This is a genomic window from Verrucomicrobiia bacterium (genome assembly GCA_035495615.1).
Taxonomy (GTDB): Bacteria; Omnitrophota; Omnitrophia; order Omnitrophales; family Aquincolibacteriaceae; genus DATJFP01.
The window spans coordinates 1-21,940 of record DATJFP010000075.1; the positions used below are offsets into that span (position 1 = coordinate 1).

The 21,940-nt window shown below is 58.7% G+C and carries 27 protein-coding genes; 11 read left to right on the plus strand and 16 right to left on the minus strand.

The features are described from left to right. The 5 genes from VL688_09560 to VL688_09580 all read right to left on the minus strand — a co-directional run. Positions 1-795: hypothetical protein (locus VL688_09560; GenBank protein HTL48287.1), on the minus strand; the 795-nt coding region annotated here is incomplete at its 3' end. Beyond that, positions 792-1,562: an undecaprenyl-diphosphate phosphatase gene (locus tag VL688_09565; GenBank protein HTL48288.1), complete on the minus strand. Its 771-nt coding sequence runs from the start codon at positions 1,560-1,562 to the stop codon at positions 792-794. The genes VL688_09560 and VL688_09565, both read right to left, overlap by 4 nt. Before the next feature lie 79 nt (positions 1,563-1,641). Then, positions 1,642-2,787 (minus strand): CDP-glycerol glycerophosphotransferase family protein, encoded by a 1,146-nt coding sequence (locus VL688_09570; protein ID HTL48289.1) that lies wholly within the window; start codon positions 2,785-2,787, stop codon positions 1,642-1,644. Between the two features lie 18 nt (positions 2,788-2,805). After that, the gene (locus VL688_09575) at positions 2,806-3,156 is read right to left on the minus strand and encodes a PilZ domain-containing protein (protein ID HTL48290.1); all 351 of its coding nucleotides are present in this window, start codon (positions 3,154-3,156) and stop codon (positions 2,806-2,808) included. 83 nt (positions 3,157-3,239) lie between these two features. Continuing rightward, positions 3,240-3,461: a hypothetical protein gene (locus tag VL688_09580; protein HTL48291.1), complete on the minus strand. Its 222-nt coding sequence runs from the start codon at positions 3,459-3,461 to the stop codon at positions 3,240-3,242. 188 nt (positions 3,462-3,649) lie between these two features. Here VL688_09580 and VL688_09585 point away from each other — a divergent pair, with 188 nt between their 5' ends. Then, entirely contained in the window at positions 3,650-4,471 is an 822-nt protein-coding gene (locus tag VL688_09585) for a hypothetical protein (protein HTL48292.1), read from the plus strand. Continuing rightward, positions 4,468-5,883, plus strand: a complete 1,416-nt coding sequence (locus VL688_09590; GenBank protein HTL48293.1) for a cation:proton antiporter — start codon at positions 4,468-4,470, stop codon at positions 5,881-5,883. The genes VL688_09585 and VL688_09590 overlap by 4 nt, the downstream gene beginning before the upstream one ends. Before the next feature lie 21 nt (positions 5,884-5,904). Here the strand turns inward: VL688_09590 and VL688_09595 are convergent, their stop codons facing one another. Beyond that, the gene (locus VL688_09595; protein ID HTL48294.1) at positions 5,905-6,795 is read right to left on the minus strand and encodes a hypothetical protein; all 891 of its coding nucleotides are present in this window, start codon (positions 6,793-6,795) and stop codon (positions 5,905-5,907) included. A 166-nt stretch (positions 6,796-6,961) separates the two neighbouring features. Here VL688_09595 and VL688_09600 point away from each other — a divergent pair, with 166 nt between their 5' ends. Continuing rightward, positions 6,962-7,390 (plus strand): hypothetical protein, encoded by a 429-nt coding sequence (locus VL688_09600; GenBank protein HTL48295.1) that lies wholly within the window; start codon positions 6,962-6,964, stop codon positions 7,388-7,390. A 7-nt stretch (positions 7,391-7,397) separates the two neighbouring features. Here VL688_09600 and VL688_09605 read toward each other — a convergent pair whose 3' ends face one another. After that, on the minus strand, positions 7,398-8,960 hold the full coding sequence (locus VL688_09605) for a VWA domain-containing protein (GenBank protein HTL48296.1): 1,563 nt from the start codon (positions 8,958-8,960) through the stop codon (positions 7,398-7,400). 188 nt (positions 8,961-9,148) lie between these two features. Between VL688_09605 and VL688_09610 the strand changes: the two genes are divergently transcribed. After that, complete coding sequence (locus VL688_09610) at positions 9,149-9,697, plus strand: S24 family peptidase (GenBank protein ID HTL48297.1); 549 nt, start codon at positions 9,149-9,151, stop codon at positions 9,695-9,697. Continuing rightward, positions 9,678-11,009 (plus strand): DNA polymerase IV, encoded by a 1,332-nt coding sequence (locus VL688_09615; protein HTL48298.1) that lies wholly within the window; start codon positions 9,678-9,680, stop codon positions 11,007-11,009. Before VL688_09610 ends, VL688_09615 begins: the two co-directional genes overlap by 20 nt. Before the next feature lie 4 nt (positions 11,010-11,013). Here the strand turns inward: VL688_09615 and pfkA are convergent, their stop codons facing one another. Together pfkA and VL688_09625 are read right to left on the minus strand one after the other, a co-directional pair. Then, positions 11,014-11,991: a 6-phosphofructokinase gene (pfkA, locus tag VL688_09620; protein HTL48299.1), complete on the minus strand. Its 978-nt coding sequence runs from the start codon at positions 11,989-11,991 to the stop codon at positions 11,014-11,016. A 32-nt stretch (positions 11,992-12,023) separates the two neighbouring features. Then, entirely contained in the window at positions 12,024-12,185 is a 162-nt protein-coding gene (locus VL688_09625) for a hypothetical protein (GenBank protein ID HTL48300.1), read from the minus strand. A gap of 219 nt (positions 12,186-12,404) precedes the next feature. Between VL688_09625 and VL688_09630 the strand changes: the two genes are divergently transcribed. The 3 genes from VL688_09630 (at position 12,405) to VL688_09640 (ending at position 13,496) form a co-directional block, all read left to right on the plus strand. Continuing rightward, entirely contained in the window at positions 12,405-12,638 is a 234-nt protein-coding gene (locus VL688_09630) for a hypothetical protein (GenBank protein HTL48301.1), read from the plus strand. 171 nt (positions 12,639-12,809) lie between these two features. Then, a complete protein-coding gene (locus VL688_09635) occupies positions 12,810-13,340 on the plus strand; it encodes a superoxide dismutase family protein (protein ID HTL48302.1) in 531 nt (176 codons plus the stop codon). A gap of 27 nt (positions 13,341-13,367) precedes the next feature. Beyond that, positions 13,368-13,496: an entericidin A/B family lipoprotein gene (locus tag VL688_09640; GenBank protein ID HTL48303.1), complete on the plus strand. Its 129-nt coding sequence runs from the start codon at positions 13,368-13,370 to the stop codon at positions 13,494-13,496. 86 nt (positions 13,497-13,582) lie between these two features. Here VL688_09640 and VL688_09645 read toward each other — a convergent pair whose 3' ends face one another. Both VL688_09645 and VL688_09650 read right to left on the minus strand, forming a co-directional pair. Next, entirely contained in the window at positions 13,583-14,002 is a 420-nt protein-coding gene (locus VL688_09645; GenBank protein HTL48304.1) for a hypothetical protein, read from the minus strand. Between the two features lie 18 nt (positions 14,003-14,020). Continuing rightward, positions 14,021-14,533, minus strand: coding sequence for a hypothetical protein (locus VL688_09650; GenBank protein HTL48305.1), 513 nt, complete (start codon positions 14,531-14,533; stop codon positions 14,021-14,023). A 265-nt stretch (positions 14,534-14,798) separates the two neighbouring features. Between VL688_09650 and VL688_09655 the strand changes: the two genes are divergently transcribed. Then, entirely contained in the window at positions 14,799-15,290 is a 492-nt protein-coding gene (locus VL688_09655) for a hemerythrin domain-containing protein (protein ID HTL48306.1), read from the plus strand. Here VL688_09655 and VL688_09660 read toward each other — a convergent pair. Next, a complete protein-coding gene (locus VL688_09660) occupies positions 15,287-15,649 on the minus strand; it encodes a DUF2237 domain-containing protein (protein HTL48307.1) in 363 nt (120 codons plus the stop codon). The two genes, VL688_09655 and VL688_09660, sit on opposite strands and share 4 nt — an antisense overlap. 31 nt (positions 15,650-15,680) lie before the next feature. Beyond that, positions 15,681-16,829, minus strand: a complete 1,149-nt coding sequence (locus VL688_09665) for a hypothetical protein (GenBank protein HTL48308.1) — start codon at positions 16,827-16,829, stop codon at positions 15,681-15,683. 72 nt (positions 16,830-16,901) lie between these two features. Between VL688_09665 and VL688_09670 the strand changes: the two genes are divergently transcribed. Next, positions 16,902-17,534 (plus strand): 2OG-Fe(II) oxygenase, encoded by a 633-nt coding sequence (locus VL688_09670; GenBank protein ID HTL48309.1) that lies wholly within the window; start codon positions 16,902-16,904, stop codon positions 17,532-17,534. A 1-nt stretch (position 17,535) separates the two neighbouring features. Here VL688_09670 and VL688_09675 read toward each other — a convergent pair whose 3' ends face one another. From VL688_09675 to VL688_09685, 3 genes are all read right to left on the minus strand, one after another. Next, positions 17,536-19,197, minus strand: a complete 1,662-nt coding sequence (locus VL688_09675; GenBank protein HTL48310.1) for a glycosyltransferase family 39 protein — start codon at positions 19,195-19,197, stop codon at positions 17,536-17,538. Next, positions 19,194-19,925: a phosphatase PAP2 family protein gene (locus VL688_09680; protein HTL48311.1), complete on the minus strand. Its 732-nt coding sequence runs from the start codon at positions 19,923-19,925 to the stop codon at positions 19,194-19,196. The genes VL688_09675 and VL688_09680 overlap by 4 nt, the downstream gene beginning before the upstream one ends. Positions 19,926-19,998: 73 nt before the next feature. Continuing rightward, positions 19,999-20,745, minus strand: coding sequence for a hypothetical protein (locus tag VL688_09685; protein ID HTL48312.1), 747 nt, complete (start codon positions 20,743-20,745; stop codon positions 19,999-20,001). 97 nt (positions 20,746-20,842) lie between these two features. On the opposite strand from VL688_09685, the gene VL688_09690 reads away from it, so the two are divergent. After that, positions 20,843-21,940: an acyltransferase gene (locus tag VL688_09690; GenBank protein HTL48313.1), complete on the plus strand. Its 1,098-nt coding sequence runs from the start codon at positions 20,843-20,845 to the stop codon at positions 21,938-21,940.

A 21,940-nucleotide genomic window follows, 5' to 3' on the forward strand; every position in this document is an offset into this window, starting at 1 on the left:
GCAAAGGTCCCGGGCCTTTTCGATCACGCGAAAAAAAACCTCGAAGGCGCGGCTGTCCATGTCGAGGTCCGCAGACGGCTGCGGCCCTGAACTTTCCTGTTTGAGCCCGCGGAGTGCCCGTCTTGCCATGAAGCGAAAAACTTTGACCGACGGCCAGCTCCTCCACGCCAGCGCGGGCGGCGGCTCCAAGCGGCGCGCCTGCGGATTTTCCAAAACCGGAGCCGACAGCAGCGCCTGGACGTCTTTGTCCGAAGGCCGGCGCAGGATCATGTCTTCCATGTCCTGGTCGAGTTCCGTGAAAAAAAGCACGGCCTTAGGTTTCAGAGCCAGGCCGGTTTCTTCCAGGCGCGCGAGTTCGAACGGCGGATAATCCCCTTGCACGCCCAGGTTCGCGGCACGCAGCCCGGAACGCCTTTCCAGATTTTCGGAAAGCGTGTCCCGGAAATCCAGGCCGTGGCCGTACACCATGGAATCGCCGAGAAGCACGAGGTCCGCCCGCGTGAAAAAATCATCGTCGCGGATGCCGAGCGCATTGGTCCGGTGCTCCCAGCGGTAGCCGTTGTAAAACATGGAAGCCCGGAAGTCCGGCTTCAGGCGGTGCAGCGGCGAAGGAGGGACCTGATAATAAATGTCGCCTGGCCCGAAACCGTAGCGGCCGAGGATGAGATTCTGGAGCGGCATGGGAAAATGCGCCGAAAAAAGGCGGAGGGAAACGTCAAAGACAGCCCAGCACGCCGCTGTCATGACGAGAAACGCGGCCAGGCGTGGAAAAAGTCCCCGCAACCGCGTTCTCACTTCACCAGCAGCCAAAAGGCGAGCGCCGCGAGAATGCGGTAGACGCCGAAAGAAGTGAAGCCGTGATTTTTAATGAGAGCCAGCAGAAAACGAATCGCCAGGATCGCCACCGCGAAAGAAACCACGAATCCCACGGCCAGGACTTGCCAGTCCGCCCCGGAAAAAGACGCGCCATGCTTGAGAAGATCCAGTGCGGTCGCGGCGAGCATGGTGGGAACGGCGAGAAGAAATGAGTATTCAGTGACGGTCTTGCGCTTCAATCCCAGCAGCATGCCTCCGCAGATCGTGGCCGCGGCGCGGGAAACCCCCGGCACCATGGCCAGGGACTGCGCCAGGCCGATGATCGCGGCCTGCCGGTACGTAATGGATTTCAAGTCTTCCGAAGCTCCGGGCTTTTCGCGGTAAACGCGCTCGATCAAAATCATGATGATGCCGCCCACGAAAAGAGAGACCAGAACCACCGGCGCGCCGGTCACGAGTATTTTCTTGATGATCTTATACAGCACGAAGCCCACGACGGCTGTCGGAATAAATCCCGCCGCGACGCGCTTGGCGATTTCGAAATCCGCGAAGACGCGGCGCGCATACAGGACCACGACCGCGAGGATGGCGCCGACCTGGATCGCGATTTCGAAGCTGGCGATGAAGTCCGTCTGCTGGAGGCCGAGAAGGCGCGCCGTCAGGATCAGGTGCCCCGTGGAGGAAATCGGAAGAAACTCGGTAATGCCTTCAACAATGCCGAAGACGAGCGCGTGAAACACATTCATGAATGATTCCTTTTCCGGGGGGACGGGTTAAAAGATGCCCTACTGTAAAGAAAGCCGCCCCAAAAATCAATCCGAGTTTTCATGACGGAATCCGTAGGATTTTTTCGAATTCCTTCTTCATTCGGGACGCGGCCTCGCCGGGATGAGGGTAGATTTGCCGGGCGGTTTCGTTTAAGAAAGCGTGCGGATAATCCCGGAACGCGCGATCCAGAACCGTTTCCATATCTTCCGGAACGTCAAGCCGGGGCAGCCCTGCGGCAAGCCGGACAAGGAGCGAATGCCTGTCGAAACGTCCGGCGTCGATCGGGACATAAATCAGAGGTTTGCCGAGCAGCGCAAAAGCCAGCGAGAGCGATGTGAAATCGCTGACCGCGGCGTCCGCGGCGATCAAAAACGGTTCGAGCGGCTCGTCGGGATCCAAGACGCGCAGGCCGCGCGCTTTCTGCTCTTCCATCAGCTCCAGGAATCCGGGCTCCACCCAGAGGTTGGGATGGGCACTCACAATAAAATGCCTGCCGCTACCTTGCAGCCGCGCGGCCTGGTCCAGCAGCGCGCGCCCGTATTTCTTCATGAGCCCCTCCGGATAAAAAGAGCTCATGATCAACACGGCCTTTTCCCCTTCCGGAATCCCCAGCTCGCGGCGAAACCGTTCCCTCTCAGGCCGCAGCGCCAGCATCCGGTCGACCCCCAGGCAGCCGGTAACTTTGACGGCCTCTTTCAGGGCGGGAAAATCCCGGGCCGCGGCGGACGCGTTGGATTCGTTGTCGAACAGGATCGCGCGGTAAGCGGAATGCCCCTGGGCATCGAAGGCCCAGCGGTCAAAGCGGTGCACGCGGCCGTTTTCTTTGAGCCGCATGACCAGAAGCCCGTGGGGCATGTAAACGACCGGAACGCCCGCGGGCATGGCCCCCTGCTCATACACATGGTCTGCCACCAAGATAAGGTCCCAGGCGCGCCGCGAAATACGGTCCGCGGGCAAATAAGGAAGACCGCATCGCTCGGCGATATTTCCCGGTGCGGACAGGGTGTGAGACAGCGGAAAAAAAGAAAGAAAGACCTCGTGGCGGGATGCATCGAACAACGGAAGCGCGCGGGACAAGTAACCCGCGGTCAATTCATTGTGCGCGCAAAACAGGATTTGTTTTTTTTCCCCGGAAACGGGCCGTTGCCCGGAGCGCAGCAAAGAAGAAAGGCCGGAACGGCAGGCCTGAAGGAGGTTTTTCATGAGGACTTCCAGGGCAGCTTAACAGGCAAAATAATCGTTGAGCTTTTTCAGTCCTTCGACGGCCACGGGGGAAAACTGGATGCCGACGCCCACGTCATCGCAGCGGACGACTTTTCCGTCCACGATGATCACCGGCGCACCGCGAAGCGGCCCGCCGAGGGAAATCCGGCAGCGGCAGGGATAACCGATCGGAAGGCGGTCGGCGCAGAGGACGAAAATGCCTTTGACGCTGATGTCTTTGGTCCATCCGCTGATCTGAGCCTTGGTTTCGGAAGAAACCTCGGCCTCGAGGCGCACGACGACTCTCTGGAATTCGCGTCTTTCCTGTTTGCTGAAGCGGGGGTACTCGCGTCTTTCTTTACCGGCCAATGACCACCTCGTCTCCCTCATTATCGGCCGCAGGCGGCGGAAGTTCACCGCAAACCCGGCGGCAGGCCCCGAGGGACAAAGGACTAAAAGTGAAAAGACTCCTCGGCTTCGAGCTTGAATTTGATTTTCACTTCGTTGAGTTTCTTTTCGATGGCCAGAAACATCTGTTTGACCTCGTCCTGGCTGTACTCATAACTGTGTTTGTTGCCGCAATGGCCGAGGATTTCCAGCTTCTTGATGACCTCGGTCGTCCGCTTGGAAGCCAGCCGCTTAAAGCGGTCCTTTTTGCTGTCTACGGTCTCCATGATGTCCCCCGTTGTTCAACGAATGATAACCGGTCACGGTCAGAAAACGATCTTATGAAAAGGAATAGCACATGAGGGGCCGTCAGGCAAGACAGGCAGGCGATTCTTTCTGCTTGAGCCGGAGAGAAAACCTTATATGATAGAGCCGCTTACGGTCCCGGACCTCAACCCCTAACCCGGAGAAACTTATGGACTCCTTCCGCCGCTTCCTGAAGCCCGCCGCTCTTATCCTTTGCCTGACGTTTTGCGTTTCCGCTTCGGGATGCGCGCGCCTCAAACCAAACGAATATGCCGAATACGGCTACAAAGGCGAGGCCACGGTCAAAGAAGGAAAACGCATCCTGATCCTGGACTGGCTGGGCAACATCGTCGGCGCCTTCAGCAAACTGATCCTCTGGAACTGGAAAGTGGAGCGCCATTGGGTCCGGGAAGAATCCCAACAGGCCATTCAGGATTACATCGCGAAAAACAAAGACACCCTCGGCGACGTGCAGGTGCAGCTCAACCGCTATGCGCCGCAGGATGCGTGGCCGCGGCTCATCCACAACAAAGGCGTCAAATGGCCGTACCGCGTCTTCATCGGCTCCTTCGTCGTCCTTTTCATCGACACGCTTTTTGTCGACCGCATTTTCGGAGCCGACTACTACAATCCCTACACGCACACGGTTTATCTTTTCTCCGACATTCCGTCGGTGGCGCTGCACGAACTCGGGCATGCGAAAGATTTCGGGGAGAGGCGCTACCGCGGCTCGTACGGCCTCTTCCGCATCATTCCTTTCGCCAATCTCTATCAGGAATGGATCGCGACAGACAAGGCCTTTTCGTACATCCGCGAAGAGAAACAGGTGGACCGCGAAATCGAAGCCTATAAAATTCTCTATCCTGCCTACGGCACGTACGTGGGCGGCTACTTCGTTCCCTATGGTTCTATCGCAGGGGCGATCGTGGGGCATATTTGGGGGCGCGCCGAGGCGCATGATCTCGAACAGCGCGTCCACGCCACGGCATGAGCGTCCGTTCCGGCCTCCGTTTATATGCCGCGATGCTGGTGATCTTCGCGGCGGCCATGGGCCTGGTGCTGAAAGCCGGCCAGGGGTTGCATTCGCAGCCTTCGGCGGCAGCCGTTGACGCGGGTTTTCCGGAAGCATCATCCGCGGCGAAGTCCAGCGCCGCCACGCTGTCCGGACATTTCCGCGAGAACTTCCAAAGCCCCTTCGGGCTTTTGCTCGTCCAGATTCTTCTTATCGTCTCCCTGGCAAAAGCGTTTGGGAAAGCAGCCCCTTTTTTCCATCAGCCTCCGGTCATGGGCGAAATCATCGCGGGCATCGTGCTCGGGCCCTCTTTTTTTGGCTGGGTCCTGCCGGGACTGCATGAACAGATTTTTCCCGCGGCCTCCTTCCAGAGCCTGCGCCTGCTGAGCCAGATCGGCATTCTCATTTTCATGTTTCTCGTGGGAATGGATGTGGATACCGCCGCGCTCAGGACGCGCGCGCACGCGGCCGTGACGATCAGCCATGCCGGCATCGTGGTCCCTTATTTTTTGGGCATGCTGCTCTCGCTTTATCTCTACCCGCGCTATGCCGCCGCAGGAACTTCGTTCACGTGTTTCGCGCTTTTCATGGGCATTGCCATGAGCATCACGGCTTTTCCCGTGCTGGCACGGATCCTGGACGAACGGGGCATTTCCGCCACACCGATGGGAACGCTCGCCATTGCCTGCGCGGCCACCGACGACGTCAGCGCCTGGATCATTTTGGCGGCGGTCGTGGCTGTCGCTTCTTCCGGCACGGCAGGGGTCCTTCTGGCCATTGCGGCGCTGTCGGCGGCCTTCACCCTCTTCATGCTGATCCCCGCGCGCCGGTACCTGACACGCGCTTATAAAGAAAAAAAGACATTCAGCCACGACGATTTCATGGCCGCCATGCTCTTTCTCTTCGCTTCGGCGCTTATCACGAAGCTGCTCGGGCTGCATTCCCTCTTCGGCGCCTTTCTGGCGGGCGTCGCGATTTCCCGGCTGGAGGGCTTGAAACATTTCCTGGCCGGGCGCATCCAGGATTTTGGAGTCTTCCTGCTTCCGCTTTTTTTCGCTTTCACCGGCCTTCGGACGCAGATCGGGCTGCTCTCGAATCCTGCTTCATGGGGAGCCTGTCTGCTGATCATGGTCACGGCAATCGTGGGAAAACTGGGCGGGACAAGCGCTGCCGCGCGAAAGACCGGCATGAGCTGGAAAGATTCGCTGGCGATCGGCACGCTGATGAATACGCGCGGGCTGATGGAGCTCATCGTGCTAAATCTGGGGTATGACATGGGGATTTTGTCTTCGGAGATCTTCGCGATGATGGTCCTGATGGCCCTGGCCACGACGCTGATGACCTCGCCCTCCCTCACCTTGCTGTCCCGCTTTACCGGCTCCGAGTACTAGCCCGAGTTCAACGGAAAGATATCAGGAAATGGAATCCACGTCTTCGCGGATGACGATTTGGTCGCCGGAAGCGGTCTGGACCGTGTAATAAACGTCGTCTTCGTACACGACCTTGCCGCGGACAGTTTGTCCGTTCTTGAGGTGGAATTTTTTGGCGCCGGTCATGTCCGCCTCCGCAGCGGGCGCGGGAGCGGAAGCAGGCGCGGCCGCTGCCGCCTTGGCCGCGGGCGGCTTGCGTTCGGGAGCCGCCGTTTCAACAACCGCATGGCCGTGATGGGACAGCGACGGCGCATGCCATTTTGATTTTCCGGGCTTGCCGCCGGACAGGCCCAATCTCTGGACAGCAAAAAAACCTCCGCCGATAAGGAGAAGAAGCACAAGGATGACTTGTAATTTGTCTCCTATTTTATTTCCCGGAGCAGGCGCGGCGGACGCAGGAACTTCGGCGCCGGGAACGCCCGCAAGCGCGGGACGCGGAAGGCCGGTGATCGGATCAAGGGCTTGATAGTTCACGGGCGCGGCGCCGGCGCCGAGCTCGACAAGTTCATGATAGCTGAAGGTGCCGCGGACACCGTTGATGAACTGCATGATGAGGATGAACATCATGAAGTTAACGCGGTTACCGAGTTTGATCGTGTAAAAGGCTTCGAAAAAATAAAGGACCATCGCCGCAAGCGCCGCGATCCGCATCTTCCGCAGCGTTCCGATGCCGAGGATCAAAAAAATGAAGGCGTCCAGGTAAGCCCCGCTGTCCAGACCCGGCATGATATTGAAATAGCCCATGCTCTGGCAGAAAGCGATGATGGCCGTTGCGCCGCCGACCAGGAAACACGCGGCCGCGCCCTGATCGCTCGCCTTCTTCGTACCCGCGAGGTCCTGAAGATCCGGCCAATAATACTCTTTGATGTTCATGGGGGGTCCTTTTAAATCCAGGGTGTTTGAATTAAAAGATACCCGCCCGGCGCTTCAAAAAGCAAACCGGACGGCCCGGGAAGGCCTTGAAAGGAGGGACTTTTTAAAGCGCGCTAAGATGACCTTTCCTTTGATTTTTGAGGCATCTTCTTTTAGAATGCCGCCCATGGCCGACGAACATCATAAAAGCTTCTGGACCACCCTTCCCGGACTCCTGACCGGCATTGCCAGCCTCACCACGGCGATGGTCGCGCTCATGACTTTCATGTCCGCGCAAAGAGCGAATAATAAACCCGCCGAAAACCAGGTCGACGACATCAGCCATTGCCGGGAGATCGTGGGCGATTGGGCCTGGTTCACCGGAGGCGTGGCCAAGATCGGGGAAGACGGTTCCTTAATGTGGAAATACGACGCGGCCAATACGATTCCTCCCGTGGGAGGGCAATGGACGTGCATCGGCCCCAAAAAACATCACACGTTCACCCTGAGCTGGGCGCATGGACTGACCGATACGGTCATGCTTTCGCCGGACGGCAAAAGCCTGGCTGGCACGAATCTGACCGGCGCGCGCGTTTCCGCCACGCGCCGCGCTTAAATCCCGCTTAACTCTCCAAACTTCCCGAGGCCTGAAGCTCCTTGAAGCTGCACCAGCCTCCGCCGTGCGTGTCGATCAGTTTCACCTTCAGGAATTTTGCTTTGACCGGCTGTTCGAATTTATATTCCTGGTAAGGATTGCCGGCAAAGACCATGTTCGTAGTCTCGAATTTTCCCACTGAAGTCCAGGGACCGGACGGCGCGGCTTCCGAAACGCTGAACTCAATCGTCTTGCAGTTGACGTTGCTGGCTTCCAGGATGGGCACCGCCACCTTGGTGAGGAGCGCGGTCTTGCCGCCTTCGAAACCGTAAATCGCCTCGTCGTTGGGATAAAAATCGCCGCTCTCCCCCACGGCTCCGTCGTGGCCGTCGATCAGATTTTTCATGTTGTCGCGGCTTCCGGCGATGAACTGGCCGCCGTTTTCCGCGGCAAGCAGGTTGATCTCGGGCTTGGGCCTCTTGGCGGCTTCGGCCTGGAATTCCTCCTCGCTCAGATACTTGCCGTAGGCCTTCCATTCATAATTCGTGGGATTGCCGCCGCCGACGCTCTTGCCGACCTGCACGCGAAGATAGCGAAGAACCGCGGGCGGTTGGATTTGGAATTCCTGATAGATGTTCCCGAAGTAAACCTTGTTCTGCACCTTGAACTCCGCGATCGGGAAAAATCCTTTTTCGGGGCTGTCCAGGGAGGCAAACAATTTCATGTCGCTCGGGTTGTAATCGCTGACCTCAAAAATCGGGACCGCAAATTTCTCCAAAAGCACCGGCTGCTTGAAAGCAAAAACCGCCTCGCTGCCGGAAGGCAGGACTTTGTACTCTTTTTCGTCGCCGTCGATCATGTAAGCAAAGTCCTGGGTGCTGGAAGAAACGATCGTCGTGCCGTTTGCCGCGGAGAGAATATTGTCGCCGCCGCCTTTCTGCGCGGTGAGAAGCTTGGTTTTCTCCGCCACTTCTTCGAGCGACTTCTTGAGCTCGCCCGCGTCCTTGGCTTCCACGAAAGTGCCGGACGTCATTTCCGCGAGCTTCTTCAGCTGGCCTTTGGCCGCGTCGCTCGCGTCAAAGCCGATGGCGTGGATCGTGAACTCGATGCCGCGGGCTTTCAGGTCCTGGATCACGGCCACGGGGTCTTTGCCGCAGGTTTCTTCGCCGTCGGAGATCAGCACGATCGTCTTTTTAACGTCCGCGGCCTGAGTGAAGTCGCCGCCCGCCTGCTCGAGCGAATACCCCAGCGCCGTCATGCCGTAAGACTTCAGGGCCTGGACTTCGGTGGTCATGCGTCCGGCATCGAAATCGCTGATGGGAACAAGCAGTTTGGAATCCGTGCAGGATTCGCGGATGTTTTCCTGCACCGGAGTCACGCCGAACACGCGAAGGCCTACGCGCGAGCCCGGGCTGATCTGGCCGGCCACGGTCGTGAGCGCCTGCTTGGCCTCGTCCAGTTTGGTCGTGCCGCGCGGCGCATCGTTCATGCTGCCGGACGCGTCGAAAACGATCTCGATTTCCCCGGGCGTCTGGGCGAAAAGAGGCAGGGAAAAACAAAAAAGGCTGATGGCGAGAAAGGCGGTCCTCATGATTCCTCCGTTAATGGCTGGACGGGATGATAGCCTGTGAAAACTGGCGGATTCTACCATAACCGGAGGGAAACAAGAACGCCCTCGCCAAAAGAAAATTTTCTACTTTCCCCTTGATAAACGGACGATCGTCCGTTTATTATTAGGCCATGGCCAGGCCCCTGGATATTCCTTCCTGCGTGGGAAAAATGAAAGGGTTCGTGCAGGCGCACGGACGGCTCCCCACTTTTTCCGAAGCTCAGAAACTGCTGGGCTATCGTTCCAAAGGCGGCGTCTCGAATCTCATGGCGCACCTGGCGCGGCACCGCTTCGTGGAAAAAGACCGCCACGGGAAACGGGTGCCCACTTCCCTTTTGAAGAGCGGCCTGAAGCTCCTGGGCGCGGTGCAGGCGGGCTTCCCCTCGCCCGCGGAAGAAGAACTCATCGATACGCTGTCGCTCGACGAATTCCTGGTCCCCAACCGCGAGGCCAGTTACCTGGTGAAAGTGACGGGCGACTCCATGATCGAAGCGGGCATCTTCCCGGACGATCTCATTATCGTCGAGCGCGGTCGCTCGCCGAAAAGCGGCGACATCGTCATCGCCCAGATCGACGGCGAATGGACCCTGAAATATTTCGAAAAAACAGCGGGCGGCGTGGTGCTGCGCCCGGCCAATAAAAAATATCCCCCCCTTTACCCGAAAGGCGAGCTCATCGTCGCCGGAGTGGTGGTGGCCAATGTACGAAAATACCGCTGACGCTTCCCGTCCCTGGACGCTCGTTTCTTTTCCGAATGCCGTGGTGCACGTCGACTGTAACGCTTTCTTTACGTCCGTGGAGCAGGCGCTCGATCCTTCCCTGAAAGGCAAGCCCGTCATCACGGGAAAAGAGCGCGGGATCGTGGCGTGCGCGAGCTACGAAGCCAAGGCGCTCGGCATCAAGCGCCCCATGCGCCTGTGGGACGCGCGCAAGATCTGCCCGCAGCTGGTGTGCCTTCCCAGCGATTACGAAACCTACAGCCTTTATTCCAAACGCATGTTCGAAATCCTGCGCCGCTTCACGCCCGCCGTGGAAGAGTCTTCCATGGACGAAGGCTTCGCGAATCTGACGGGCATGAGGCGCGTGCACCACAAAGGTTACGCGGAAATCGCGTGGGACATGAAGAGCGCGATCCAGCGCGAGCTGGGGCTCACGGTGTCGCTGGGCCTGGGGGTCACCAAAACCCTGGCCAAAATCATTTCCGCCGAAAAAAAGCCGGACGGCTTCACCGTGGTGCGCGCCCGTGAGCTGCACACCTATCTTGCGGGTGTCGCGGCCGGACGCGTGTGCGGGCTCGGCCCCAACAGCGTCGCCCTGTTGAAAAAATACGGCGTGCACACGGCGCTCGATTACGCGCTGCGGCCGGAAGCCTGGACGAAAAAACTCCTCGGCAAGACCGGCGTGGAGCTGTGGCATGAGCTGCGCGGCGAATGGGTCTATCCCCTCGTCACCGAAGAAAAGCACGATTACGGCTCGATCAGCAAGTGCAAGACGTTCACCCCGCCGTCTTCCGACAAAAACTTCGTGCGCGCCCAGCTTGTCCGCAACATCGAGTCCGCGTTCATCAAGATGCGCCGGCACAAGCTGCGCGCCCGCGGCATGGCCGTTTTCCTGCGCGAAAAAGATTTCAGCAGCGAGGGCGTGGAAGCCCTGCTCGACCGCTCCACCTCTTCCACGATCGAGGCCGCGCGCCTGGGCGTGCAGCTTTTCGAAAAGATTTTCCGTCCCAACACCGCCTACCGGTTGACGGGCATCGCGCTTTTCAAGCTCGAGTCCGGCCAGCACAGCCAGTATTCGCTTTTCGACGACGTGCCGCGCATCGAGTCGCTGAAAGCCGTGGACAAAGTCATCGATGAGGCTAACAGGCATTACGGCAAACACAGCCTGCGCCTGGGCACCGGGCTTTGGCTGGCGGCGCATGCCCAGCATCTTTCCGAGCGCGGCGACCTTCCGGAACGGAAAAAGCAGCTGCTGCCGGGTGAAACCGCGCGCCGGCGTATCGGCATTCCCGTTTGGAAAATCAAAGTCTAGAAGTCTAGGTGGAGAGATGGGGAACGAGGCCCATCAGGAACGAGGAGAGTTTCTTTTTCTTCAAGGTCAGCGGAAACGGCACGAGAACCAGCTCACCCCGGATCTTGCCCGCGGCGCCGCTTTTGTCTTCGAGAAGTTTTTCGAAAGCATAGGCACCCAGCTCCGTGCCGAGGATCCTGTCCTGCACCTTGGGCGAGCCGCCGCGCTGAACATGGCCCAGGATGGTCAGGCGGTATTCGAACCCCGTATACGCCTGGAGTTTTTCCGCCACTTCCCCGGCGCCGCCCTGGCAGCCTTCGGCCACAACCACAATGCTGCTGGTCTTTCCTCTCTTGCGGGCCTCGGCCAGGCGCCGGGCCACGCGGCGAAGATCCTGCCGGACTTCCGGCACGAAGATTTCCTCGGCGCCGCCCGCGATGCCCGCGGACAGTGCGATAAAGCCGGCTTCCCGGCCCATCACCTCGAGAACGAAAAAGCGGTCATGGGATTCGGCCGTGTCGCGCAGCTTGTCGATCGCTTCCAGGGCCGTGTCCACCGCCGTCGCGTATCCCACCGTGTCGTCGGTTCCATCCAGGTCATTGTCGATGGTTCCGGGAACGCCCGTGATCGGGCCTTTCCAGATTTTGCCGAGGTCGATCGCGCCGCGGTAGGTGCCATCGCCGCCGATGACGATGAGGCCGTCGATGCCGGCACGCTCCAGATTCTCTTTCGCCTTGCGCAGGCCGGCCGCGGTTTCAAATTCCTTGCAGCGCGATGTCTTCAGAATGGTGCCGCCGCGCTGGATAATGTTGGATACCGCGCGCGGGCCCATGTCCAAAAAGTCGTTTTGGATCAGCCCCTGATACCCGTGCCTTACGCCGATGGGACGGATACCGCGCGCATGCGCGCACCGCACGATCGCGCGGAGGGCGGCATTCATGCCCGGCGCGTCGCCGCCGCTGGTCAGGACGGCGATCCGCTCTTTTTTCTTTTTAGCTTTCATGAGGGTTCCCTATTGCAGGAGTGAGTTTACCCTCAATGCCCATCGACGACAACGACTTTGTCGTCGTCATGATTCGCCACGGCCGCGCCCGTTGCCGCGCCGCCCGCGAACCACAACGGGGCGCATCCCGAAAAAAACGCCGCATAAGCAGCCAGCAGAATCGCCCCTGATATCTTCCGTACAATCGGTTTCATAGCCGCTCCTTTCGTTGTTTCCTTTTTTGCAAGAGCCGTACCGCTCCTTGATAAAGCGCGTCAGAAAGTTTTCGCGGCTTTTCTTGTCTGATTTTCAAGGCAAATTGTCTGACTTTCCGGGCGAGGTTTTCTGTTTTGCCGCGCTTTTCTCTCTCTGCGGAAGACCGCGGTTGCTGGCACAGAACGTGCAAAAGCATCCTGCAAATGAAGGAGAACGTCATGAAAAGAATCCTGCTTTCACTTTTGATCGCGGTGCTTGCCGTTCCGTCCGTTTACGCGGCCGGAGACGATTGCCAGCCCGGCCAGCGCAAGGACGCCAAAGGAAAATGCATTGCGGACGTGGAGCCGGCACAAACCGCTCCCGCAGCCGACACGGCGTCCAAGGACGGCACTTCCACGACAGGCGGCCAGCCCTTGGGCTCCGCGGGCATGGGCTCCGGCGCTCCGTCCTGATTTACGAGGCTCGCCCGCGGAGACTGCCGCGAAAGACTTGATCTTTGCGCGGAGTTTGACGCCGGCGATGCCTCTTCCAGTACCGGTTTCCCGCGGGACACATCCATGCCCGTCTCCCCGGGAACCGGTACTGTTTAAATTATCCAACAAAGGAACAGAGAGGAGACGGCGATGTCCCATGGCGATCTTGTTGCAAAAAGTCTTACCGGAATGGCGGTTGTTGTCTTTTGTACGGCGGGTACGGCCGTGGCCGCGAGCGTCGACGTGGCGCTCCAGCCCACGGATCCGTCTTTTAAGGCGCAAGGGACCGTGACGCTGACCGAAACCGCGGACGGCCTTGCCGTGCGCGCCCAGGTCAGCCAAGCGTCCCCCGGCAAACACGGATTTCACATCCATGAAAACGGAAGCTGCGCGGACAAAGGAAACGCGGCCGGAAGCCACTTCAATCCGGACAAGCTCCCGCACGGAGACGTCGTGCGAAGCGGCCTTACCGCGGCGCACGCGGGCGATCTCGGGAACCTGGAAGTCGCCGAAGACGGCACCGGGATGCTCGACACGCAGGTCAAAGGGCTCACCCTGAGCGAAGGCAAATATTCCGTGAGGGGCCGTGCGGTGGTTCTGCACGAAAAAGAAGATGATTTCGGCCAGCCGTCGGGAAATGCCGGCGGCAGGATCGCGTGCGGTGTCATTCCTGAAAAATAATAACTTTTTTACCCAAGGAGGAAGACCATGAAAAACTTCGTTGCATTGGCCATGATTCTCGTTCTTCTCGGCGTCGCCACCGGCTGCGAAACCATGCACGGCGCGGGAAAAGACATTGAAAATGCCGGCGAGACCATTCAGGACGGGTCCCGCTAACGATCCGGGAAAAGCCGGATGCCCATCCGGCTTGGGCGGCGGCGGGCCTCAAAGGCTTGCCGCCGCCGTTTTATTTTGAGCTTCCGCTAGACGCCCTTCTTGTTCCCGAACAAATTCTCGATCTTGTCCACGCGGTTGGACCACAGCACCACTTCCGAGGCTTGGAGCACGTCTTCCTCGGAATCGAAGTAGGATCTTTTTTCGGCGAGCTTGCTGTATTCGTCCACGAGGTTTTTGCGGGCCGTCTTTTCCATGTCTTCTTCGGCGAGCCGCTTTTGGATGTCGAGCATGGCGTCTCTCAGCCTTTTCTGCGCGTCTCGGAGCTTGTCCCGGTAATCGTCGGCCGCCTTCTTGTAATTCTCTTTGCTTTGCGCGATAGCCGCTTCGTCCGCCGGACCGAAATCGACTTTCACGGGCGCATTTTTTTCCGAAATGCCGGGGCCGACAAAAGCGGTCGCAGCCAGAAAAAAACACGATGCGAGCATCCCTCTCAGGACGTATTTCACGGGATTTTCTCTCCAGGATTAAGCGCGGGGCTCAATATTGTCGGTGACTCGGAGCACGGTGCGGTTCATCGCGTCGAAAGCCACGATCTTCCGGAACACCTGTTTTTTGCCGCGGTATTCGTATTCCACGATCATTTCCGATTGCAGCTGGCCCATTCCCGGCTCCGTCCTTTTATTCTGGCGGCGGATGCCGTTGGCCGCGGCCAGTTTTTCGACTTCTTCATAGGTCATGCCTTCACGCACGACGAAGAATCCCCAGGCGCGCCTTTCGTTGTAATCCTGCTGTTCGTCCTCGATTTTTTCCTCTTCGAGGGCGGTCAGCGAAGGCGCCGGAGACGGGGGCAGGCCGGCCTGGGCCTGCAGTGAAGCGGAAACGCTTTGCGAGATAGAGGGAGCTGCCGCGGGAGCCGGCGGGCCTTTTCCGTCCCCTTCGATCAGGACGGCATTGCCCTGTGTGACAACCCGGTCTTCCGCTGAAAGAACCGGGCACAGCAGGCAGCAGCACAACAGCGCGAGCATCCAGATTCTCACAAAGCCTCCTTCGCCCTGGGGTTAAGGGCAGCAATTTGGAATCAATAATTATGCCAAGGAAAGGTCCGCGCCGGCCCGCGTTTTTGAAGCGCTTCGCGGTTCCGGACCGGCGCAGTTGTACGGAATTCATGCGCGAGTGTCCGACATCTCCGACACTTCTCTGTTCCGCCGGGGGCCGAAGCCTTCGTAAGGTTGGTACGAATCTTGTCTCAAACTTTATTAAGACCCGAGAATTCATTTTGGAAACATTCGAAAGGAGCGTCTCATGAAAACCATCACGGAATCAGGCTCAGAAGACCGCAACAAGCGCGGAAAGCCCGGAGACAGCCCGACCGGGCTGCTGCATGAGGACCATCAAAAAGTGCAGGCGCTTTTCCATCAATACGAAAAGGCCGCGTCGGGTCAAAAGACCGAGATCTTCGAGAACGTGGCCAAGGAACTGAAAATCCATACGGCCGTGGAAAAAGAAATTTTCTATCCGGTGGTCTGGGAGAACACGAACGCGGACGAGCTGGTGAAAAAAGCCGCCGAAGAACACCGCGTGCTGGATTCGCTGCTGGAAGAGCTGGAAGACATGAAAGTGGACGACGCCGACTTCAGCGCCAAATTCAACATGCTTCAGGCCAGCATGGCCCACCACATCGAAGCGGAAGAGGCCGAGTTGTTCCCGAAATTCGAACAGTCGCCGATCGACCAGGCGGCTGTCGCCAAAAGCATGCGCGAAAGAAGGAAGGCGCTGCGGGAAAAAGCCGCCTAGACTTTGAGGGCGTGCTTCTTGAGGGCGGAAAAGTCCACGTGTTCGAGCGCGAGGATATGCGTGGCCTCGAGATCCACGGGAGGCGCGGCGCCGGCTTCATAGGCTTCCTGCCAGCGGGACGCGCACAGACACCAGCGGTCGCCGGGCTTCAGGCCGGGAAACTCCATTTCGGGGCTCGGTGTCGTGAGATCATTGCCCCGCGAACGTGAGAACTCAAGGAACTCCCGCGTCATTTCCGCGCACACGACGTGCACGCCCAGGTCCCCGGGCCCGGTGTTGCAGCGGCCGTCCCGGTAAAAACCCGTTGCTTCGCAGCACGGCTTCAATTCCCCGCCTAAAACGTTTTTCGCCTGAGCCATAGAGCGAATATAGTGAAAAGCCCGTTCCCGATCAAGCCTGATTTTCCCGGCCGAGCAGCATGAAGGGCAGACTCATGAGGAAAATCGCGGTATCGAAGACAAACAGAGTGAATGCGGTTTCCCATGCGCCCCACCCCGAATAAACGATGGATTTGGCAATGGCGAAAAAAGCCAGGTAAAAAGCCGCGGCCAGCGCGCAGGCCAGGATCAGCGGATTCAGCCCGGGTCCGGAAAAAACTTCCGCCTTGATGACGAGCAGCAGGACCAGCCACAGGAAAAGAAAAAGCGAGCCTCCGAGGATGAGGATGCCGGCGAGCGTCATGTCCGGCGCGGGCGGTGACTGAAACCATTTCGTGGACACGTTCCAGGTATTGACGGCGCAGACGCCGGGGCCGAAAAATGCGAAGCCCAGACGCTGGAACCAGGTTGAAGAGATCGGAAACGGAGGCTTGCCGCCGTCGACCAGAAAAAACGCGCCGAGCATGATGGCCATGCCTCCCGCGCCGCCCCACATCTGGTCTCTCAAGGTCCACCAATCCACCGGGCCCGGGAGCAGGCCTTTGTCGCCGTAATAAAGGATGACGACTGCGCCCAGGAAGCCGAGTCCGAATCCCAGCAGGCCGCAAAGTCCGAGGACCGTGACGGACGCGGCCTTCACGATCAAAAAATTGTAGGCCTGGAGCACGAGGATGAGCAGCGTAAACGTGATGAAGATGGCCGCATTGGATTCGCCCAGCTTGAAGATCGCGATCAAGGCGGCGACGCCGAGCCCGATAATCAAGAGATAGTCGCGCGCCTGCAAAGGCTTTTCGGAAAGGGCATAGCCGAGGTAAGTCGCCCCGATGCATCCCCAGCTTGCGCCGGTGAACAGAATCGAAAGAAGCTGCGGAATGCACGACGCGAGGCTGGGCTGCTGCAGGATGTAATCGATCGTCGCGCCGTAAGGAATGTTTTCGCCTCCGAGCACGAAACCCAGGATGCCGAAGAAAGCGGCCTGAGCGAAAGAACGGCGGCTGGATTTCCAGGGCACTGCGCACGTGACGGCCGCTCCCGCGAGAGCGCCCGCAGCCGCGGCGCCCCATTCATGGCCGAATTGGCCTCGGACAGGCCAGGCAAAACTCATCATGACGGTCCCGAGCAGGACGGCAAGGATGCGGTAAAAGAGCGTATTGACGTTCACGGGACCTCCTTTTTTAGTGTATCATTCTGAATTATTACGGCAGGACGCCGCCAAATCTTCGGAGAAAGAACGATGAAAAGCTACGTGATGCCCCGCGACAACGCCCTGATCCAGAAGGCCTATGACGACAAGGGCTACGTTTCCGTGGACGATTTTCTGCCTGAGGACGCGGCCCAGGAACTCGTGAAGCGCTGGGACAACACGACCTGGGAAGAAATCAATCAGGTGCGCCCGGATCATTACAAGCACGTGTTCGCCACGCAAAGCCCTTTTCTCCCCCGCCCGGAAGAAGCGTACATGGCGCGCTTCGACAGGTCGAAACCCATCGAGGAAGCCGCGGACTTCAAGGCTTTCTTCCAGAAGCATTTCATTCCCATGATGGACAAAGTGACGGGAAAAAAGATGCAGCATTTCGACGCGCGCTGCTACCGCCTGAGGCCGGGGCAGTTTTACCGCGCGCACATCGACGACTATGCGGGCGAGGTCGGGATGATTTATTATTTCAATACGCGCTGGTGCTGGGATTGGGGCGGGCTTTTGATGGTGACGCTGGACAATGACCCGGACTTCTGCGACGTGATCTATCCGAAATTCAACCGGCTGGTGCTTCTCAACCACCGGACGTTCCGTTTTCCGCACTTCATCAATCCGGTCACGGATTACGCGAAAACGCCGCGTTACACCATCGTGGCATTCTGCAAATAAGCTAGTCCACGGTCCGGATCAGCATCTTGCCGTAGGCATGACTCAGGACTTCGTACTTCTTCAGGCCGCTTCCTTTTAGAACCTCGAACTGATCTTCTTTCATCAGGCAGAACATCCGCTTGCCGCCTTCGTTGAAAATCCGGGACATGGCATCCGCCGACATGAACCATTTCTTGCTGTCGGCCTCATTCTCCGGCTCCTCGCTTTCCTGGGTCAGCGTGCCGCGGTTATCGCCGATCACGGCCACGCGGCGGCGCAAATGGAACGGAAAATCGGAAAAGGTATCCGGAGAAGCGAAAACCGCCGCGACACCGTCGGTTCCCAGGAGCGGCTCGATCAGGCGCGCTTCTTCATACGTGCTCTCGAAAGGATTGAGGGTCTTCATTCCGACGAAGGTGGTCATGAGCACACCGTAAACGATGACGGCCGTGCCCGCGAAAGCCGCTTTGAATCTTCCTTTGAAACCCAGCCACGCCGCGGGAAACAGCATCAGCACGAAAACGGATCCCGCGAAAAGCAAAGGCTTCAGGGCCCGCGCGGTTTCATCCAAGTCCCCGAGCAGCGCGTAAAGCGCGAGTCCCGCGGCTCCCGCCGCGGAAACGGCGAGCAGCGACGCCCACGTTCTTTTCGCGGCTTTCACGACCAAAGCTGAGGCGTTCCCGCTGCTGAGCGAAGAAAAGAAAAGGCCGAGAAGCATGGCCAGCGGCACGCTGAGCGGAAGAATGTAATACGGCAGCTTGGAGCGCGGGATGCTGAAGAACACGAAAACCCCGAGGATCCAAGCAATCAGGAACTTCACTTTGTCCCGCGGGAATTCGCCGGACTTCAGGCCGGAAACCACGCCGGCCGGAATGAAGAGCGACCACGGGAACGCCACGCCGAAAAGGATGGGCACGAAAAACCAGAAAGGCCGGACCCTTCCGAAAGTCTTCGTCGCGAAACGGGCAAACTGGTGTTTCAGGAAAAAGACCTCGAAAAATTCCGGTTCCCGCCGCCAGACCGCGAGAAAACACGGCAGGGCCGTAGCCGTCACGATCAGGATTCCCCACGGAATGTGCATCTTGAGAATTTCTCCGAGGCGCCGCGTCCATACGAGGAATGCCAGAAAAATGAGGCCCGGCAGCACGATGCCGATCAGCCCCTTGGTCAAGACGGCCAGCCCCATGAAAAAATACGCAGGCAGGTACAAATGGCGTTTTTGTTCAAAGCATGCCGCCATCAGAAAGAAAATCGCACAGCTCAGCCAGAGAGTCAGGACCATGTCGATGACCGCAAACCGGCCCACCAGGACATAGCCGACCGACGTCGCGAGAATCACGGCGCTATGTCCAGCGGCGCTTCCCGAAAAAAAACGGCGCGCGAAAAAATAAGTCAGCAAAAGCCCCAGAAGAGCGGCGGCGATGGCCGGCAGCCGGGCGCTCACGCTGCTGACCCCGAAGAGAACGTAAGCCGCCGCGTTGGGAAGAAAGGCAAAGGGCGGTTTTTCCAAGTAATCGACGTAGTTGAAAGAAGGGACGACGAGCTCGCGGCGTTCGAACATCTCGCGGGCAATTTCGCCGTGGCGGCCTTCATCCTGCGACCAGAGGGGAATCTCGTTGGACTTATAAAAAAAGAGAAGAAGCGCGGCGGCAGCAAGGCCGAGCACGACGAGCGTTTTCTTCACCGGCACTCTCCCCGGGTTTTCAGGCTGCGCCATACGGCCATGGCCATGACGGCGCCGAGCCCCAGGGCGAAAAGCGTGTCCGAAGGCCAATGCTTGTTCAGGCTGACGCGGGAAAACGCCGTGGCCAAAGGCAAAAGTACCAGCGCCCATCTCAAAGGGTTCGGCGCGGCAGTGCAGAAAAGGTAGAAGCTCATGCCGGAAACAACGGCCACGTCGCCGGAGGGAAAACTCTGGAAGGCGCGGTCGTCCTGGAAGAGGCCCGCTCCGTTAAAAAAAGAAAAGGGCCCGAGATCCGCATAAGGGCGCGCGCGCAGCAGGATGAATTTGAGCGCGTACGCCAGGGTCGAAGCAAGGGCCGCGGAAAAAATCATCCCCCGCCCCGCGTCCTGCAGGCTGCCGCGTTTGCCTAGAACACCGGCCAGGTAACAAAGGCCCGCCGCGAGCCAGGGATGCATGTGCCTGCCGAGCGTACCGCCGAAGGAAAATAACGCGGGAGCAACAGGGAGGGTCGTAGAGCGGACCGCATTCAGCACGACAGTGTCGGCCAGAGAAAAAAGTGCGGCAAACAGGGACAAAAAGGCCAAGGCCGCGAGCATGGGTCGTTTATCGGCAAGGAGGAAAGCACGGAAAGCCCGCGGCAGTTCTCCCGTGCTCCATTCGCGGGCAAGGATCAGGACCACGCAAAAAAGGGCAATCAGCTTAGGCAGCATTCCGGCAATCGATGTCATTTCTTCCCCTTGTTTCGTCCGGAATGCAACCCTATTCCGAAAGCAGGATTATACCGAATTCAGCGCCCCGATTCTACAAACGCTTGCGCCGATTCTCCAGTTTCGTCTCCTGGGCAACGGCGAGGATTAAGACGAAACAAAAAAACAAGGAAGATCCCACGGTCCCTAAATTCAAACCTCCTTTGGCCGCAGGCTTGGTCAGGACATCGCCGAAAGTGGCTCCGAAAGGCCGGGTCAGGACAAAGGCGATCCAAAAAAGAAAAGTCCCGGAAATCCTCGTGGAAAAATGCAGCAGCACGATGAGGAGGAGCAGCCCCGACAGGACGGCGGCGCTTTTGACGAATCCCAGCCCCAGATTGTCCGCAAGGAAATCCCCGGCGGCGGTGCCCAGCGTGTTGGCGATGAGGAAGGCCGCCCAATAAAAAATTTCGGAGGAGGGCGACGCGATGAAGTCGACATCGATGGACTTATCTTTTCGATACCAAACCGCCAGAACCGCGATAAGCGCCGCGACCAGGACCAGCGATCCCCAGGCATACCCCAATCCCAGCGTGCGGTCGATGAAATCCGAAACCGCCGTTCCCGCGATCGCGCTTGCCGTAAACGTCAGCCAGTAGGCGAAAGGGTTGTAGCCCGGGATGAAAAGCTTGACGGCGAGAAAGACGAGAAAAAGGCTCATGAAAATCAGGATGGTTGCGCCGTAGCCGAGATTAAAAGTCATCGAAAACATGTCCGCACCCGTTTCCCCCAAAGTCGTGGATGCGATTTTGATGACCCAATACAGTAAAATGATGTGAGGCACTCTGTTTTTCGATTCCATGTCCGTCCCCTTTAGGGCACCTATTATAATGGAAAATCCTTCCGGGCGCGAATGCCGGCACCTTGATTTTTTCCGGCAACCTGCCGTCTTTTAAAGCGTGACTCAGAATGCCGTCAAAATCCGTTCGTGGTCTTCGATCGAAGTGCTTCGCACGCTCGCCTGCTTCGGCGTGGTCTGCCTTCATACGCGCCCGTTTCTGGATGGGCCGTTCAGAGATTCGCCTTGGTATGCCGCGGGCGTGGCGCTCCACGCCTGGGGGCGCTTTGCCGTGCCCGTTTTTTTCATGATCTCCGGATTTTTCTTCGGCAACGCGTGCCGTGAAAACGCCGGGGAAGAAGGCCGGCTTTTACGGCGCTTCGCGCTGAAAGTCGGGCGGTATTTTCTTTTGTGGTGCGCGGTCTACGCCGTTTTTCCCGACCGCTGGGCGGAAATCACGCTCGAGCGGGGTTTCAAGAACGGCCTGATCAAAACCCTTTCCTGGCATCTCGCGGACGCCCCCGGCGAAATCGCCGGCCATTTCTGGGCGTTTCTCATGAGCGGCACGCAGCTGCACCTCTGGTTCCTGCCCGCGCTTCTGGTCAGCGTCGCGATCATCGTGTTCTTCGTCAAGATGCGGCGGATCGGACTGCTTCTGCCTCTGTCAGCCGCGGGTTTCGTGCTCGCCGCGTGGTGGGGCCGCTATGAATTTCTCGTGGCCCACGGCCAAACTTTTCTTCCCCAGCCCAATTATCTTCTCAGCAGGCTGGGCTTTCTCTGCGGGCTTGTGTACGTGGTCTGGGGATGGCGTTACGGATTTAAAAAGGAAGTGCCTCGGCGAGGACTGTCGATCGCCTGCGTTCTGGTGGGAATCGCGGCCATGGCGATCGAGGAAGCCGCATTCGCCAGCCGGGATTATCAGCTGATCTCCGACAACATCATGCCCGGCGTCGCGCTCTTTTCCATCGGAGTTTTCGGGCTGGCGCTCCATTTTCCGAAAGCCGGACAAGGCACGCCGCTGGAACGCTGGGGCATTTATACGCTCGGCATTTATCTAGGGCACATCGTCGTGCGGGAAGCCGTCGCGCTTTCGAAGCCCGCGATTGCCGGCCTTTCCCCCTGGGGCTGGGAAATATTTTTCCCCTTCGGAGTTTTCTTCGTGTCGCTGGGGCTGGCGATACTGCTGCGGAAAATGCCGTTTCTGCGGGCGTGGGTCTGA

Excerpts from the sequence above, each read along its gene's own strand:
- VL688_09565 (HTL48288.1), bottom strand. The coding sequence starts at position 1,562 with ATGAATGTGTTTCACGCGCTCGTCTTCGGCATTGTTGAAGGCATTACC.
- VL688_09570 (HTL48289.1), bottom strand. The coding sequence starts at position 2,787 with ATGAAAAACCTCCTTCAGGCCTGCCGTTCCGGCCTTTCTTCTTTGCTG.
- VL688_09580 (HTL48291.1), bottom strand. The coding sequence starts at position 3,461 with ATGGAGACCGTAGACAGCAAAAAGGACCGCTTTAAGCGGCTGGCTTCC.
- VL688_09585 (HTL48292.1), top strand. The coding sequence starts at position 3,650 with ATGGACTCCTTCCGCCGCTTCCTGAAGCCCGCCGCTCTTATCCTTTGC.
- VL688_09590 (HTL48293.1), top strand. The coding sequence starts at position 4,468 with ATGAGCGTCCGTTCCGGCCTCCGTTTATATGCCGCGATGCTGGTGATC.
- VL688_09595 (HTL48294.1), bottom strand. The coding sequence starts at position 6,795 with ATGAACATCAAAGAGTATTATTGGCCGGATCTTCAGGACCTCGCGGGT.
- VL688_09600 (HTL48295.1), top strand. The coding sequence starts at position 6,962 with ATGGCCGACGAACATCATAAAAGCTTCTGGACCACCCTTCCCGGACTC.
- VL688_09605 (HTL48296.1), bottom strand. The coding sequence starts at position 8,960 with ATGAGGACCGCCTTTCTCGCCATCAGCCTTTTTTGTTTTTCCCTGCCT.
- VL688_09610 (HTL48297.1), top strand. The coding sequence starts at position 9,149 with ATGAAAGGGTTCGTGCAGGCGCACGGACGGCTCCCCACTTTTTCCGAA.
- VL688_09615 (HTL48298.1), top strand. The coding sequence starts at position 9,678 with ATGTACGAAAATACCGCTGACGCTTCCCGTCCCTGGACGCTCGTTTCT.
- pfkA (HTL48299.1), bottom strand. The coding sequence starts at position 11,991 with ATGAAAGCTAAAAAGAAAAAAGAGCGGATCGCCGTCCTGACCAGCGGC.
- VL688_09625 (HTL48300.1), bottom strand. The coding sequence starts at position 12,185 with ATGAAACCGATTGTACGGAAGATATCAGGGGCGATTCTGCTGGCTGCT.
- VL688_09630 (HTL48301.1), top strand. The coding sequence starts at position 12,405 with ATGAAAAGAATCCTGCTTTCACTTTTGATCGCGGTGCTTGCCGTTCCG.
- VL688_09635 (HTL48302.1), top strand. The coding sequence starts at position 12,810 with ATGTCCCATGGCGATCTTGTTGCAAAAAGTCTTACCGGAATGGCGGTT.
- VL688_09640 (HTL48303.1), top strand. The coding sequence starts at position 13,368 with ATGAAAAACTTCGTTGCATTGGCCATGATTCTCGTTCTTCTCGGCGTC.
- VL688_09655 (HTL48306.1), top strand. The coding sequence starts at position 14,799 with ATGAAAACCATCACGGAATCAGGCTCAGAAGACCGCAACAAGCGCGGA.
- VL688_09660 (HTL48307.1), bottom strand. The coding sequence starts at position 15,649 with ATGGCTCAGGCGAAAAACGTTTTAGGCGGGGAATTGAAGCCGTGCTGC.
- VL688_09670 (HTL48309.1), top strand. The coding sequence starts at position 16,902 with ATGAAAAGCTACGTGATGCCCCGCGACAACGCCCTGATCCAGAAGGCC.
- VL688_09680 (HTL48311.1), bottom strand. The coding sequence starts at position 19,925 with ATGACATCGATTGCCGGAATGCTGCCTAAGCTGATTGCCCTTTTTTGC.
- VL688_09685 (HTL48312.1), bottom strand. The coding sequence starts at position 20,745 with ATGGAATCGAAAAACAGAGTGCCTCACATCATTTTACTGTATTGGGTC.